We start from the raw sequence: 13,383 nt of genomic DNA, 5'->3' as shown, positions 1-13,383 counted from the left end.
GGGGGCGGGCAAGCCTACTTGCCGATGATTACTTCCGACGCCTTGATGATGGCGGAAACGTCGTCGCCGACCTTGAGGGCCAGATCCTCGATGGCCTCGATGGAGATCAGGGAGGTGATGAACTGCCCGCCCACGTCCACCTTGACCTTGGCCACCACCTGGCCCTTGGAAATGTCCACGACCTTGCCCTTCAGGGCGTTGCGAGCGCTGAGTTTCATTGGGAATTCTCCAGAAGAACCGTGATGGGGCGCCCATGAAGCGTGCCCGATCAGGAAAATATGGGTGATCATCTTGCGAGGTCAATTAAAAATAAGAATTATGTTTGCATTTCGTTATGTTGGTTAAGTTAATATCGGGTGATGTGGCCTGAAATGTCGTGTATATTCGCTATATTGTTTGGCTTGATAGCGCATTCGCTTTATACATATTTTACGATGTTTTGTCTGTGGTGGGGTGGCTCTCTGTACCCTGTTTGCCCGGCCTTCTGCGGTTTGGTGCCATGGACGGGGAGGCGATATGGTGTGCAGCTTCATATCGCCATTGCATTAAATTATATTTTTGATATAACGCTTTTTGTCGAGACGATCCGTTTCGTGGTGGGCGATCTTCCTGTCCCCACTCACGGCCTCCGCCCGGTGTCCCTTCCAGGCCCGGCGGAGGTTCGTCCCGGCCCTGCTTCCGATTCGCCGGCCGATCGGGATTGCCCGGGCTGGGGTTTCGATATATACATCGACTATATTTCGATCCGACGATGGAGTTGCGTCATGCTGATGAAGCGCCTGCTGGGAGCCGCCGCCGGCTTCGCCCTCTGCCTGGCCGTGACGGCGGGGGCCCGCGCCGAGGATGTGGTGGTGTTCGCCGCCGCCTCGCTGACCAACGCCCTGAACGAGATCAACGAGAGCTTCACCGCCAGGACCGGCAACAAGGTGGTGCCGTCCTACGCCGCCTCCTCGGCGCTGGCCAAGCAGGTGGAGCAGGGTGGCCCCGGTCAGGTCTTCGCCTCCGCCGACTTGAACTGGATGGACTATCTGGCGGGCAAGAAGCTGATCAGCCCCGACACCCGCTTCAACCTGCTGGGCAACACCCTGGTGCTGATCGCGCCGGCCGAGTCCAAGCAGGGCAAGGTCGAACTGACGCCCAAGACCGACATCGTCGCCCTGGCCGGCGAGGGGCGCATCGCCACCGGCAACCCGGACGCCGTGCCGGTCGGCCTCTATTTCCGCCAGGCCATGGAGCGGGCCGGGCAGTGGGGCAAGGTCAGCGCCAGGATCGCCGCCACGGATTCGGTGCGCGCCGCGCTGGCCTTCGTCGAGCGGGGCGAGGTGCCGCTGGGGGTGGTCTACGCCACCGATGCGGCGGTCAGCAAGAAGGTCAAGGTGGTCGGCGTGTTCCCCGACACCATGCACGATCCCATCGTCTATCCCTTCGCCCTGGTGGCCGGCAAGGAGAGCACCGCCGCCCGGGCCTATCTCGACACCTTGCGCACCAACGAGGCCAAGGGCGTGTTCGCCAAATACGGTTTCAAGGTCAACTGAGCCGGGCGGGCCGGCCACCGGTGAGGAGACGCCGCCATGAAGGTCGCCATCGCCACCCAGGACCTGGCCCGCGTCGACGCCCATCTCGGCTGGGTAAGGCACCTGATGCTCTACGAGGTCGACGAGGAGGGATACCGCTATCTCGGCCTGGAGACCCTGGCGGACGGCGATCCCTCGCTCCGCCTCCGGGCCATGGCAGGGTGCCGGCTGGTGTTCGCCGCCGACGTCGACGCCGATGGGGAGTTCCAACTGGCGCGGCTTCAGGTGATCCCCATCCGGAAATTTGCCGGAGAGCCTGTCGCACTGGCTTTGGAGGCACTACGTGATGGAATGCGTGGCCATGCGCCGCTCTGGCTGCGCCAGGCGGAGCAGAAATATCGCCGCGAAAGCATCAACGGCTGATTGCCGCAGGAACGATGACCAGGACACGCGGTATTTACGGCCGGCTGATGGTGGCCCGAAGCGATCTTCATGAACCGGACCGCCATGTGCTGGCCTCGGTGATTTCGCTGTCCCTGGCGGAAGGCGGCTCCCCCTTGCCCGAGGCCTTGGGCCTGGACGGCGCCGTCCTGGCCCGCCTGCTGGACGCGGCCTTTCCCGGGGCCTTCGCGCCCGGCGAACTGGCGGCCGCTGATGCCGGCGCCGGCGACGACGCCATCGAGGAGCCCGACTATCGCGCCCTGCTGCTGGCCGGCCGGGCCTCGGGCGTCGAGATCGAGGAATGGCTGGCCCGTATCGTGGCCCGCCGTTCGCTGCGGCCCGAGCATCTGTGGATCAGCCTGGGCCTGCGCCACCGCCAGGAGCTGTCGGACATGCTGCACCGCCATTTCCCCGGCGTGGCGGGGCGCAATGTCCGGCACATGCGCTGGAAGAAGTTCTTTTACCGCGAGATGTGCCAGGCCGAGGGCGTCTATGTCTGCAAGTCGCCGGTCTGCGACGTCTGCCCCGATTTCGCCCATTGCTATGGGAACGAGGATTAGGCGTGCCCCTTCAGAGTTCGGGACCGTAGCATTCCGGGTGGTGGGGGCAGATCTCGCAGGAACTGGCGGTGCAGGTCCAGACCTTCTCCTCGTCGCACAGAAGCTTGTAGAAGAACTTCTTCCAGCGCATGTCCCGGTCGTTCCGGGCCGCCAGGGGGGCGAAGTGACGCTCCAGGATGCCGCTCAACTGGTCGCGGCCCTCCAGCCCCAGGCTCATCCACAGATGCTCGGGTTCCATGCAGGCCCGGGCGATCAGCCGGGCGAAGATCACCGGCCATATTCCGCCGCCCGAGGCGTGGTTGAGGAACAGGCGGCAAAGGTCCTGCTCCTCCTGCTCCAGCAGCGAGCGGCTGAAGCGGCCATAGCCCGGATCGGGGCGCTGGTCGTGGCAGGCGACGCCGCTCCGGCTGGTCTCGGCGCTGTGGCGGCGCCAGCAGCCGCTGATGGGCCAGCCGGCGTCCTCGGCCGCCGGGAAGAACCGGGTGGTGACGGCCTCGATCTCCTCGGGCTCGAGCCCCAGGGCGTGGCGGTAGGGCGCATCCGGGCAGGCGCAGCGGTGGGTCAGCACGCGGGCCAGGGCGCGGATGTCGGGATCGTTGGGCCGGGCGCTGTACCGCACCAGCCAGTCGTCGCCCCACTTGATCCCGCTCTGGCAGATGGCCGCCATCGCTCCCCTCCCGCTATATTGCGGCGGATATTAATACGGAAGCGGCGGCGGCGGGGTGACCTTGATCAATCGCCGTCCCGGCAGCCGGCCGGGCCGCTGCCGTCGCCTTGTCCGCCGCATTCGGCGGTCCAGCCGGAATCGGGAGACAGCAGCGCTTCCAGCGCGTCGATGTCGCCGGCGAACATGATCCTGGCCTTGGTCTCCACCGAGCGGTAGATGCCCAGCACGGCGTGGCCCGTCGCGGTCAGCGAGGCGCCGCCGCCCCGGCGGCCGCCCATGACGCGTTCCACCAGCGGCTCGCGGAAATGGCGGTTGAGGTTGTCCACCAGCTTCCAGGCGTTGGGATAGGCGATGCCCAGCACCCGCGCCGCCGCCGAGATGGAGCCGTGGCGGTCGATGGCTTCGAGCATCTGCATCTTGCCGGGGCCGAGCAGGGGGACGATGCGCACCTGCACGCGCAGATCGGGTTTGCCGGCCATTGATCCTCTCCCGTCGCTGGACAGCGACTGGCGTACCCGTTTGCCGGTTCAGCGTCAACCTGCTGATTTTTCGCTATATTGCTGTCATTTATAGCGCATCACAGGCTGTCGAGAAAGCGCAGCAGCGCCCGCCGGTCGTCGGGAGTCAGGCGGCGGACCGCGTCGGCGGCCGCTTTGGCCTGGCCGCCGTGCCAGAGGATGGCTTCCAGCGCATTGCGCGCCCGGCCGTCATGCAGCAGGCCGACCCGTTCGGCCACCACCGGGCGAAGCCCCAGTCCCCACAGCGGGGGCGTGCGCCATTCCCGCCCGCTGGCCAGGAAGTCGGGGCGGCCGTCGGCCAGACCCTCGCCCATGTCGTGGAGCAGCAGGTCGGTATAGGGATGGATCGTCTGTCCGCCCAGCTCCGCCAGCCAGGGATGGGGGCCGGTGGTCAGGACAGGGCGGTGGCAGGCGGCGCAGCCGGCGGCGGCGAAGATTGCCTCGCCCCGGCGCACGCTGGGGTCGTCGATTCCGCGCCGCGCCGGCACGCCCAGGCCCAGGTGATAGGTTTCCAGCGCCAGCAGCTGGCCGGCGGTCAGCTCCGGCTGCGGCGGGGCGGCGGCCCGGCGGCACGCCTCCTGGGCCGGGGCGCAGTTCTGTCCGGAAAACAGTGGCGAGGTGATGCCGATGTCGCCCAGCATGGCTCCGGCCAGTTGCTGGTGGACGCTGGGCTGGTTGGCCTTCCAGCCGAAACGGCCCAGCACGGTCTTGCCGTGCCCGGCGTCCCACACCCGGTTGGGGCGGCCGCCGTTTTCGGCGGCGATGGCCAGGATGTCGGTCTCGGGGATTGCGGCCAGCAGCCCCAGCCCGTGGACAGGCGGGGCGATGCGCGGGGAGGTGAGGGCGTCGGCTCCCAGCGGGCCATAGGCCAGTCTCACGAAGCGCAGCTCCGGGCGGCGCAGGCGGACCACTTCGCCGCCCGGCAGCGTCTCGCGCCGTTCGCGCCAGCGGATCATGGCGCGCCCCTCGCCGGGCACGCCGGGGACGCCTTCCTCGTTCAGCTGGTCGCCATAGGCGGGATGGGGCTTGGGCCCGCCGTGCGGGTCGGCTCCCGGTACCGACAGGCGGACCAGCATGGTGCGCATGGGCTCGTCCGGCCCCTCGGGGGCGAAGCCGCCGCTATTGCGCGGATGGCAGGCGACGCAGGACAGCCGGTTGAACAGCGGCCCCAGCCCGGTGAAGCGCTCGTCGAGCGACGGGGCGGCCAGCCAGGGGCGGTTGAACACCGTGCGGCCGTGGGCGAAGTCGCGGTGAAGCGCCTCGGGCAAGGCGGGGGCCATGGTCGAAAAGGCCGCCCGACCGCTCTCGAACACGGTGAAGGCCCCGCCCGACAGGGCCTCGTCGGCCGTGGCGGGGGCGGCCAGGGACAATCCGGCCGCCAGCAGAAGGCGCCTCATCGGGCCAGAACCGCCCGGGCCCGGGCCGTGGCGGCGGCCGCCGCCTGGGTCCAGCGGCCCTTGAGCGCCTTGGCGCCGTCACTCTCCAGATCCTCCAGGGTGGCGCTGGCCTTGGGATCGCCGGCCTCGGCCTCGCTCACCGGCATGGCGGTCAGCAGGCGCCTTGCCTCGGCCGCCCGCGCGGCGTCGCCCGCCGCCTCGGCCTTGCGGATGGCGGCGAAGACTTCGCGCAGCTCGGCGTGACGGCTGGTGATGAAGGCGTCGAACAGGGCGTTGAAGGCGTATTGGCGCGCCGTCCCCTTGGCCGGGTCGAAGGCGAAGGCCGCCGCCTTGCCCTCGAACGGCCGGGGGAAGTCGGCCGGGGCCTTGGCATAGGTGGAGGGCCGCACCGGCAGGCGCATCACCTCGGGCGTCATCAGCAGGGCCTGGCCCTCGTCGGACAGCACGAAGCGGACGAAATCCTCGGCCGCCTTGGGGTGGGGGGCCTTGGCGGTGATCGCCACATGGGCCGGCACATAGGCGGTGACCTCGGGATAGACGAAGGTCACCGGCTTGCCGTCGGCCCGGGCCGAACGGACGAAGAAGTCGATGATCATGCCGATGCCCTTGGCACCCTCGGCCAGTTCGTTGACCATGGCGACGCCGCCGCCCGAATCCTGCAGTTCGGCGTTGGCGGCGATCTCGGCCAGCAACGCCCAGCCCTTTTCCCAGCCCTGGTGCTGCAGCACCACCTCCATCATGGGGGGCGCGAAGCCGGTGGACGACGGCACCGGCATGATGACGTGGCCGGCGAAGGCGGGGCGGGCCAGGTCGGCCCAGTCGCGGGGCGTGGGAAGGTCGTGCCGCTTCAGGTAGTCGGGGCGGACGGCAAAGCCGTAGCCGGCCAGCTCGAAGGCGGCATAGGTTCCCTTGCCGTCGGTGAGTGCCATGCCGCCCACCTTGTCCGCCACTCCGGCCCCGGCCTTGCCGATGGGGCGGAAGGCGCCTTCCCGCGACAGGGCGGGAAAGGTCTTGAGCGCCGGCGACCACAACACGTCGACGCCGCCCTGGTCGGGCTGACGCAGGGTGGCGGCGGCGTCATTGCCGTGGCCCCACTGGAAGTCGAGCTTGATGTCCGGGTGGCGCTTGGCGAAGGCCTGCTCGTAGCGGTCCATCATCTCCTGGGGATAGGAGGTGAAGACCCGCACGCTGTCGGCGGCCCCGGCTGGTGACCAGGGGGCGGCCCCCAGACAGAGAAGGGCGAGGGCATTGCGCAGGATGGCTTTCATGGGGGGCTCTCCGGGTGATGAATCAGGGTCTGGCCAGGGTGAAGCTGACCGGCACCTCGACCGCCATCGCCCCCTGGGGCGGCGGCGGCACAGCGGCCAGCCGGCGGATGGTGTCCAGCGCGCCGCGCCGCAGAATCTCGTCGTCGGTGCCGCCGGTCTGGGCCAGCGAGCCCAGGTCGATGCGCCCGTCGGCCAGCAATTGGAAGCGGACCCTGACCTCCCCGGCCAGGTTCAAGCGCCGGGCGGCGGGGGGATAGACCAGGGCCTGCTGGATAGCGCGGCGCAATCGGTCCAGATAGGCCTCCATCTCCTCGCCGCCGCCCCGGCCGGGACCGGCCGGGCCATGGGGGGCTCCCGGCTGTCCCGTTCCGGCGCCCGGCGGGCCTTGCTGGCCGCCCTCCGCCGCCGGATGGTTGCCGCCGGTATCGATCTCGGCGGCCAAGGCGGCGGCGGAGGAGGGCGTCGGGATGTTCTGGGTCCGCTGGGGCGATGGGGAGCGGGGACGCGCCGGACGGGGCGGGGCGGGCTCGGTCCGGGCCGGCCTCGTCGCCTGCGACGGAGTGGGCGTCGGCCGGGCGGCCGCATCGCCGCCCGGCTGGCCGGGGGCGGCGACGATCTGCACCGCCAGGACCGGCGGCGGTTCGGCCGAAGGCGGCAGGGGACGGGCCAAGGCCAGGGCGATGGCGGCGATGCCGCCGTGCAGGGCCAGGGACAGCAGCGCCGGCCAGCCCTCCCGCCTTTCCCATCCGCCGCCGGTCCAGGCCGCCGTCGCCATGGGCGTGCCTAGAACTTGACGCGCAGATTGGCGAAGATGTTCCGCCCCTCCTCATGATAGCCGTCCGAGATCTTGTAATTGCTGTCCAGCAGGTTGTTGGCGCCCGCTTCGGCGTAGACCTGCTCGGTGAATTGGTAGCCCGCCTTGAGATTGGCAACCACGTATTCGCCACCCTCGAACGTGGCGGTGGTCGGCAATGCCCGGGTCAGGTAGCGATTGCCGCCGATCTCGACGCTGGGCACCACGCTCAGGCCGTCCAGCGGCTTCCAGTTGGCGTAGACGAAGGCCTTGTGGCGGGGTGTGTCGGTCAATTGGGTCGACTTGTCGGGCACGGTGCGCAGCAGGTTGGCGTAATTGGCCCCCACCTCCAACTCGGGAGAGAAGGCGTGGGTCAGCTCGAGTTCGAAACCCTTGTGGATGGCCTTGCCGATGTTCTGGTTCTGGGTGGTGTTGCCGCCCAGCGCCACCGAGACGATGGCGTCCTCGAGCCAGCTCTGGAACACGTTGGCGCCCAGCTTGGTGTGGCCGATGGTCTGGGTGACGCCGGCTTCCAGGTTGTTGGACCTTTCCGCCTTGAGGTCGGCGTTGCCGGTGAAGGTGCCGAAGCGGTTACTGAAGCGCTCGAACAGGGTGGGGAAGCGGGTGCGGCGCGATGCGCTGGCATGGACCGAGCCGCTGGGATCGTAGCGCCACGCCACGGCCAGTTGCGGGTTAAGCGCATGGTCGTCGTTGCGCGGATAGGCGATCATGCGGCCATTGGCGTTGTTGTTGTTGCTGTAGGAGAACTTGTCCGCCTTGATCAGGTGGCGGTAGTCGTAGCTGATTCCGGGAATGACATCCACCTCGGGAATGGGGTGGAAGGTGTTCTCCACCGCCAGCGACCAGGTTTCCTCGCGGGTGCGCTGGTGCGGCTCGGTATAGTTGGTGGCGACGGTGCCGATCTTGTACTTCTCGTTCCACTCGTCGTGGATGTCGTGGCGGTAGTGCAGCGCCGCCTTCAAGGTGTTGCGGCCGTTCCACATGGCCCAGGCGCCCTCGGTGGTGCCGCCGAAGGCATAGTCCTCGTAGTAGCTGCGCGCGGCGCCGGTCGTGGTCTGGGCCAGCAGCTCGCTGTCGTCGTAGAAGTTCAGCTGGTTGAAGAAACGGTCCACATAGGCGCGCACCTTGACGTAGGAGCCCTTCTCGTCCAGCCCGGTCTTGGAGATCCAGTACAGGCTCTGCTTGTCCCAGGCCGGCCAGATCCAGTAGCGCGAATTGCTGACCTCGTTGAAGGGAATGTCCTTGGCGCCGAACTGGGTGACGACGTTCAGGCTGTATTCGTCGAAGGGCGAGGGCTCGTAGCCGACCTTGACGTTGGCCTTCATGTTGTCCTTGAACGAGTGGTCGCGGAAGCCGCCCGTCTCGATCTGCGTCGCCTGGTAATCGTCCGACAGGCTGTAGCGCTGGCGGGTGGTCTTGGTCACCGAGCCCTGCACGTACCAGTCTTCCAGGCGGGCGCCGCCGAAGGCGTCGGCGACGAAGCCGTTGAAGGCGCCGTTGTCGCTGAAGCTGGCGCCGAGGCGCAGGTCGGCCTCGCGCGGCCGGGTGACCTTGCGGCTGACCAGATTGATGGCGCCGCCCATGGCGCCGGGGCCGTCGATCATCGAGGTGTAGCCCTTCGACACCTGGATCTCGGCGATGTCGTTGGTGGTGAACAGCCCGAAATCGATGCGGTTGTCGGCCGGCATGTAGGCGCGGATGCCGTCGAAGTAGAGCGGCACGCGCCAGCGGTCGAAGCCGCGGATCCAGATATTGCGCTCGTTGCGGGCGCCGCCCAGGCTGACGCTGGCGCCCGGCACCAGGTCGATGGCGCGGTCCAGGCTTTCGCGGTTGAATTGCTGGATGTCGTCCTGGGTGATGGTCGAGCCGCCCATGTCGGTGGTCCCCTGGGCGGGGGCCGAGGCGTTGACTTGGCCCAGGGTGAAGACCTTCGACGGCTCGGCGGCCGACAGGGAGACGGGAACCAGGGCGGTGCAGGCGGCCAGGGCGGCGAACGTCTTCTTCACTTCATCCTCCATGGGGCTGCCGGCTCCGGCCTTACCGCCACCCGTTATGTTTTTTATTTACATAACGGGTGGCGAACCTGACGCGGGTCGGGCGAAAGGCCCAGGCAGCGCTGTATCAAAATTAATATGATAGTTTTCTTGATATAGCGGTGGCGCCATTGCCGCAAGCGCGAAAGACGCTGTCAGGACATCGATATGGCGTAAGTCATGTCTGCCGCCGCCGTATCCCCGGCGGTGCGCCCGCAGCCGGGCCTGGCCGCGTCAATTCCTGACGCACGCCCCATCGGCGGCCATCTTTCTTGCCCAACGGGACCCCGTCGGGGCTGTGGGAAACAATATTGTGCGAGGGGAAGTGGCGGAGGGGGCGGGATTCGAACCCGCGCAGGGATTTAGGTCCCTGGACGATTTAGCAAACCGTCCAAAAATGGCTGCTTTACAGGGATTTTACAGGGATTATCATAATTCGTCCCTTCATTGTCCCATGAGGCATCCATGGCCCGGATCAAGGAGCGTGCAGGCCGCTATACCTGCGAGGTGCGATACAAGGATGTCGCCATCGGGCAGACCTTTCACAGCCGCACCGAGGCCGCCCGTTGGGGCAAGGCGGTGGAGGTCGCCATCGACTCCCGCCAGTGGCCGCGCAAGGACCTGATCCCCCCGCACCTGTGGGACAAGTGGGGGCTGGCCGAGGAAGGCCCGGCCCAGGTGGACGACAGCAAGCCCCATGGGGGCTGGAGCCTCGCCCGCGCCCTGGAATACTACGCCGAGACGGTGACCGTGAATAAGAAGGGATGGGTGCAGGAGGGCGTCCGCATCCGCTGGTGGCGCCGCCAGGCCGTCGCCCAGAAGCGCCTCGACGCCATCACCCCGGAGGACTTCCAGGCCCATGTGGGGCGGCGCCTGGCTGAGGGGCGGGCCAACAACACCGTCCGCAACGAGCTGTTCCTGATCTCGGGCCTCTACGAGCTGGCCCGCGACCGCCCCACCAAGGGCGGCTGGGACCTCAAGGGGCTGGATAATCCCGTCCTGCATGTGGCCCTGCCGGAAATGCCCCCGCCCCGTAAGCGTCGCCTGGAGGATGCCGAGGATGACCATTCGAAGGGGGAGGAGGCCCGCCTGCTCGCCGCCCTCAAGGACGGGCCGGACGGCGAGGTGATGGTGCCGGTGTGCATCCTGGCGCTCGATACCGGCATGCGGCAATCCGAGCTGCTGGATATCCGCCTGGGGCAGGTGCGCAACACCCGGAGCGGGCGCTACATCGAGCGCCCTGACAGCAAGAACGGCCATCCCCGCCGGGTGGTGCTGACCACCCGCGCCGCCGAGACCCTGGACGAGCTGATCGCCAAGCTCCCCGCCAACGCCCAGGAGGGTCACAAGCTGTTCCGCCTGGATGCGGTGCAGGTGGACTACCGCTGGCGCCTCGCCCGCAACCGCGCCGGGGTCAAGGGCCTGCGCTTCCACGATCTCCGCCACGAGGGCCTCAGCCGCATGGCGGAGAAGGGGCTGAACCTGGGCGAACTGCGCGAACAGTCAGGGCACCGGACGGCACAGGTGCTGCTCACCTACGTGAATGCGCGGGTGTCTGAGGTGGCGAAGAAGCTGGGTTGAGTGGTTGCCCAAGCCTGATTTCTGTCTATAAATAGATGTGGTGCGTCTGCGTCGATCTAATTTGGGTTTACGGTGGTGGGGGGCGGCTATGCAGTTGATTAAAAAAATTGAAATAAGCTACCTGCGTTCATTGCATAAGGCTGTAATTGACTCCCCGGGTGACCTGAATCTTCTTTTTGGGAGAAATGATTCTGGAAAGTCTAACGTTCTAAGGGGATTAAGCCTTTTCTTTAATGGAGTAACGGAGCCTGGTAGGGATCTGGATTTTGCACTCGATTTTTCAGATATTCGCCGAAAGGAGGTTAAGGCTGTAAAGGGAAAGCAATTTATATCTGTAAGAGTTGATTTCAATGTGCCGAGCAACTATAGGAGGTCTCTTGGCGATACGGTATCGTTGAAGCGGTAGTGGAATATAGATGGAGATATGACGGAGTTTATGCCGCGAGGATGGGCTGCTGGAAAGAAGATGCAATTAACAAAGTTCATAAATCAAATAGATTTTACATATATTCCGGCTATTAAAGACACAAATGTATTTGGAGATCTTATACAGAGAATGTACAACGCTGCTGCTCAGGCAAGTGGATTGCGGTCTGCAACGGGAAGTTTTGTTGATGCAATTCGATCGCAAACAAGTGTTCTCTCGGATCGTCTTGGGGTTATGTTTGGTTCTGAGACGCGTTTATCTGCTCCAACAGAAATGGGTGTCCTGTTTCGGTCGCTTGATTTTTCTCACGGCAATGAGGGGCATTCGTTGTTACGCCAGAAGGGTGATGGTATTAAGGCTCGACATCTGCCTGAATTACTCCGCTATATAAACCAGAATGAAAGTAGTAAGAACTTTTTTATATGGGGCTTTGAGGAGCCGGAAAATTCTCTTGATCTTGGAGCTGCTGAAGCAGAGGCGCGGAATTTTTCTGAGATATCTTCTAGAAGTGATACGCAGGTATTTATTACTAGTCATTCTCCAGCTTTCTACCTTGCTGAGCAAGTTAAGAAGTGTCTGGTTCGTAGATTCTTTGTGACAAAACAGTCTTCTGATGGTGGTGCCGTCTCGCCTGCTAACGCTGTCAGTAAAATTGATAGCTTAGATGATGCGGAGACATTGATGGTGGGGGCCAGTCTTCTGGAGCTCCCTTTTGTTATTAGGAAACTGGGGGAGCTTAGGGACAGAGTTGCCGAGCGTGAGCGACAAGTGTCTGCGATCAGGGCTCGGCTTGATGATCTTGTTGCCCCAACAATATTTGTTGAGGGTAAGACGGATAAGGCTATGTTTGAGGCTTCTCTGTCGAGGATCGGGGTAAGTAGCGCAGATGTTTCTATTCGGATTCTCGATGGTACGCCAAAGAGTTCTGGTGAACTGCTTTCTAAGATTATGGCTTCTGGCGGGTATATTTCTAGTGCTCCATTAATGTTTTTATTCGACAATGACGTGGCCGGAAGGCAGGCATTTCGTAGTTTATCTGGTAATAAAGCACTTGGTGATAGCCCTTCATGTATTTCTGGTAATGTATTTGCGTGGGCTCTGCCGATATCAGATGAATTCAATCAGTTCATGACGGATAGATGTCTCAATCCAGACCAGGTATTCTTTGTATCAGAGTTTTTGTTTGGTGCTGAGGACGCTGCAAAACTATGTTTATCAATGATGACGGCCAAGCAGGTTGACGAGTCTCGTGCGGAAATACATGACTCATATCATAGAAATCTAAAGCAATCGGCATCTCAGCAGATGCGTGAAGCTATCCCAGGAACTCCTGTTTGGTATTGGACGCGTGGTGTTCCAGATAATATCAAGGTTAAATTTGGAGTAGAGGCAAGCAAAAAACTTGATGCATCATATATTGATGCTACTCTCAGAAAAATTCTTACTTTTCTTCTTCTGTGATAATTGCTCTCTCTGGAGTCTGGGCTATTCCGCAGGAACCAGTTCCACATGCAGCCTGCTGCCGGTGGCAGCGGCGTAGCGGGACAGGGAGGCGGCGGAGGGCATGGAGCGGCCGCTTTCCAGGCGGGCCACCACCGATTGGGTGGTGCCCATGCGGCGCGCCACCTCGGCCTGGGACAGCCCGGCCCGCTGGCGGGCGCGGATCAGTTCCTCGGCGATCTCGAATTCGGGGGGCTGGGCCTCGTATTCGGCCCTGGTCGCCGGGTCGGCAAGCAGGCGCTCCTTCAGGTCTTTCAGGCTGCTCACGGCAACACCTCCTTGGGGCTGGCCTTAAGGGGCTTCCCCTTTGTGGCTGTGACCAGGATCATGCAAATCCCAGAAACAGCGCCAACGCCCTGTTGACCGCAACCATGGTTCCATCGTCGATCCGCCCGAACACCTCTCCCAGTTTGTCCCGATTCACCGTCATGGTCTTGTCCACCATGATCTGGGACACCTTGCGCAGGCCGTTGTCGGGTGTCGGGCTGACCGTCAGCCGGTCGCACATGGCTTCGGGAATGGCGATGTCGAACGCCTCCACCACCGTGTCGAGGCCGGAGGCGAGCAGGCTTGCCTTTGGCTGCCATAAAGAGGGATCAGGGATGGTGATTGCGGGAAAGTCGCGGGCTGTTCCTGTATCCCCGATCCCCCCTCTTAGTGGGT

General features: G+C 64.3%; 15 protein-coding genes. 6 read left to right on the top strand and 9 right to left on the bottom strand.

Translation table 11 applies throughout. The features are described from left to right. Positions 1–14: 14 nt before the first annotated feature. Positions 15–218 (bottom strand): molybdopterin-binding protein, encoded by a 204-nt coding sequence (locus tag XM1_RS20980; protein WP_068436936.1) that lies wholly within the window; start codon positions 216–218, stop codon positions 15–17. Positions 219–764: 546 nt separating this feature from the next. Here XM1_RS20980 and modA point away from each other — a divergent pair. The 3 genes from modA to XM1_RS20965 are packed head-to-tail and all read left to right on the top strand — an operon-like array spanning position 765 to position 2,515. Continuing rightward, on the top strand, positions 765–1,535 hold the full coding sequence (modA, locus tag XM1_RS20975; RefSeq protein WP_068436932.1) for a molybdate ABC transporter substrate-binding protein: 771 nt from the start codon (positions 765–767) through the stop codon (positions 1,533–1,535). A gap of 36 nt (positions 1,536–1,571) precedes the next feature. Then, positions 1,572–1,937, top strand: a complete 366-nt coding sequence (locus XM1_RS20970) for a NifB/NifX family molybdenum-iron cluster-binding protein (protein ID WP_068436930.1) — start codon at positions 1,572–1,574, stop codon at positions 1,935–1,937. Positions 1,938–1,951: 14 nt separating this feature from the next. Then, on the top strand, positions 1,952–2,515 hold the full coding sequence (locus XM1_RS20965) for a nitrogen fixation protein NifQ (protein WP_231920612.1): 564 nt from the start codon (positions 1,952–1,954) through the stop codon (positions 2,513–2,515). Between the two features lie 10 nt (positions 2,516–2,525). Here the strand turns inward: XM1_RS20965 and XM1_RS20960 are convergent, their stop codons facing one another. From XM1_RS20960 to XM1_RS20935, 6 genes are all read right to left on the bottom strand, one after another. Next, the gene (locus tag XM1_RS20960) at positions 2,526–3,182 is read right to left on the bottom strand and encodes a nitrogen fixation protein NifQ (protein WP_068436928.1); all 657 of its coding nucleotides are present in this window, start codon (positions 3,180–3,182) and stop codon (positions 2,526–2,528) included. 65 nt (positions 3,183–3,247) lie between these two features. Further along, positions 3,248–3,661, bottom strand: coding sequence for a winged helix-turn-helix domain-containing protein (locus tag XM1_RS20955; protein ID WP_082700633.1), 414 nt, complete (start codon positions 3,659–3,661; stop codon positions 3,248–3,250). A 98-nt stretch (positions 3,662–3,759) separates the two neighbouring features. Next, positions 3,760–5,097, bottom strand: coding sequence for a di-heme oxidoredictase family protein (locus XM1_RS20950; protein WP_068436926.1), 1,338 nt, complete (start codon positions 5,095–5,097; stop codon positions 3,760–3,762). Further along, on the bottom strand, positions 5,094–6,365 hold the full coding sequence (locus XM1_RS20945; protein ID WP_068436924.1) for an ABC transporter substrate-binding protein: 1,272 nt from the start codon (positions 6,363–6,365) through the stop codon (positions 5,094–5,096). Before XM1_RS20945 ends, XM1_RS20950 begins: the two co-directional genes overlap by 4 nt. A 22-nt stretch (positions 6,366–6,387) precedes the next feature. Then, positions 6,388–7,140: a TonB family protein gene (locus XM1_RS20940; protein WP_068436923.1), complete on the bottom strand. Its 753-nt coding sequence runs from the start codon at positions 7,138–7,140 to the stop codon at positions 6,388–6,390. 8 nt (positions 7,141–7,148) lie between these two features. After that, positions 7,149–9,185 (bottom strand): TonB-dependent siderophore receptor, encoded by a 2,037-nt coding sequence (locus XM1_RS20935; protein WP_172821950.1) that lies wholly within the window; start codon positions 9,183–9,185, stop codon positions 7,149–7,151. A gap of 492 nt (positions 9,186–9,677) precedes the next feature. Here XM1_RS20935 and XM1_RS20930 point away from each other — a divergent pair, with 492 nt between their 5' ends. The 3 genes from XM1_RS20930 to XM1_RS24325 all read left to right on the top strand — a co-directional run bounded on the left by XM1_RS20930 (position 9,678) and on the right by XM1_RS24325 (position 12,681). Continuing rightward, the gene (locus XM1_RS20930; RefSeq protein ID WP_068436920.1) at positions 9,678–10,793 is read left to right on the top strand and encodes a site-specific integrase; all 1,116 of its coding nucleotides are present in this window, start codon (positions 9,678–9,680) and stop codon (positions 10,791–10,793) included. Positions 10,794–10,881: 88 nt separating this feature from the next. After that, positions 10,882–11,199, top strand: coding sequence for an AAA family ATPase (locus tag XM1_RS24330; RefSeq protein WP_156428815.1), 318 nt, complete (start codon positions 10,882–10,884; stop codon positions 11,197–11,199). 18 nt (positions 11,200–11,217) lie between these two features. Then, positions 11,218–12,681, top strand: coding sequence for a hypothetical protein (locus XM1_RS24325; protein ID WP_156428814.1), 1,464 nt, complete (start codon positions 11,218–11,220; stop codon positions 12,679–12,681). Between the two features lie 24 nt (positions 12,682–12,705). Here the strand turns inward: XM1_RS24325 and XM1_RS20920 are convergent, their stop codons facing one another. Beyond that, on the bottom strand, positions 12,706–12,987 hold the full coding sequence (locus tag XM1_RS20920; RefSeq protein ID WP_068436916.1) for a helix-turn-helix domain-containing protein: 282 nt from the start codon (positions 12,985–12,987) through the stop codon (positions 12,706–12,708). Positions 12,988–13,045: 58 nt separating this feature from the next. Then, the gene (locus XM1_RS24320) at positions 13,046–13,261 is read right to left on the bottom strand and encodes a type II toxin-antitoxin system PemK/MazF family toxin (protein ID WP_068436914.1); all 216 of its coding nucleotides are present in this window, start codon (positions 13,259–13,261) and stop codon (positions 13,046–13,048) included. Positions 13,262–13,383 lie beyond the last annotated feature (122 nt).

The sequence above is a fragment of the Magnetospirillum sp. XM-1 genome, assembly GCF_001511835.1.
Lineage (GTDB): Bacteria > Pseudomonadota > Alphaproteobacteria > Rhodospirillales > Magnetospirillaceae > Phaeospirillum.
The sequence above is the reverse complement of the archived record's forward strand: the minus strand, read 5'-3'. Positions and strand labels throughout refer to the sequence as shown.

Excerpts from the sequence above, each read along its gene's own strand:
- XM1_RS20980 (WP_068436936.1), bottom strand. The coding sequence starts at position 218 with ATGAAACTCAGCGCTCGCAACGCCCTGAAGGGCAAGGTCGTGGACATT.
- modA (WP_068436932.1), top strand. The coding sequence starts at position 765 with ATGCTGATGAAGCGCCTGCTGGGAGCCGCCGCCGGCTTCGCCCTCTGC.
- XM1_RS20970 (WP_068436930.1), top strand. The coding sequence starts at position 1,572 with ATGAAGGTCGCCATCGCCACCCAGGACCTGGCCCGCGTCGACGCCCAT.
- XM1_RS20965 (WP_231920612.1), top strand. The coding sequence starts at position 1,952 with ATGACCAGGACACGCGGTATTTACGGCCGGCTGATGGTGGCCCGAAGC.
- XM1_RS20960 (WP_068436928.1), bottom strand. The coding sequence starts at position 3,182 with ATGGCGGCCATCTGCCAGAGCGGGATCAAGTGGGGCGACGACTGGCTG.
- XM1_RS20955 (WP_082700633.1), bottom strand. The coding sequence starts at position 3,661 with ATGGCCGGCAAACCCGATCTGCGCGTGCAGGTGCGCATCGTCCCCCTG.
- XM1_RS20950 (WP_068436926.1), bottom strand. The coding sequence starts at position 5,097 with ATGAGGCGCCTTCTGCTGGCGGCCGGATTGTCCCTGGCCGCCCCCGCC.
- XM1_RS20945 (WP_068436924.1), bottom strand. The coding sequence starts at position 6,365 with ATGAAAGCCATCCTGCGCAATGCCCTCGCCCTTCTCTGTCTGGGGGCC.
- XM1_RS20940 (WP_068436923.1), bottom strand. The coding sequence starts at position 7,140 with ATGGCGACGGCGGCCTGGACCGGCGGCGGATGGGAAAGGCGGGAGGGC.
- XM1_RS20930 (WP_068436920.1), top strand. The coding sequence starts at position 9,678 with ATGGCCCGGATCAAGGAGCGTGCAGGCCGCTATACCTGCGAGGTGCGA.
- XM1_RS24330 (WP_156428815.1), top strand. The coding sequence starts at position 10,882 with ATGCAGTTGATTAAAAAAATTGAAATAAGCTACCTGCGTTCATTGCAT.
- XM1_RS24325 (WP_156428814.1), top strand. The coding sequence starts at position 11,218 with ATGACGGAGTTTATGCCGCGAGGATGGGCTGCTGGAAAGAAGATGCAA.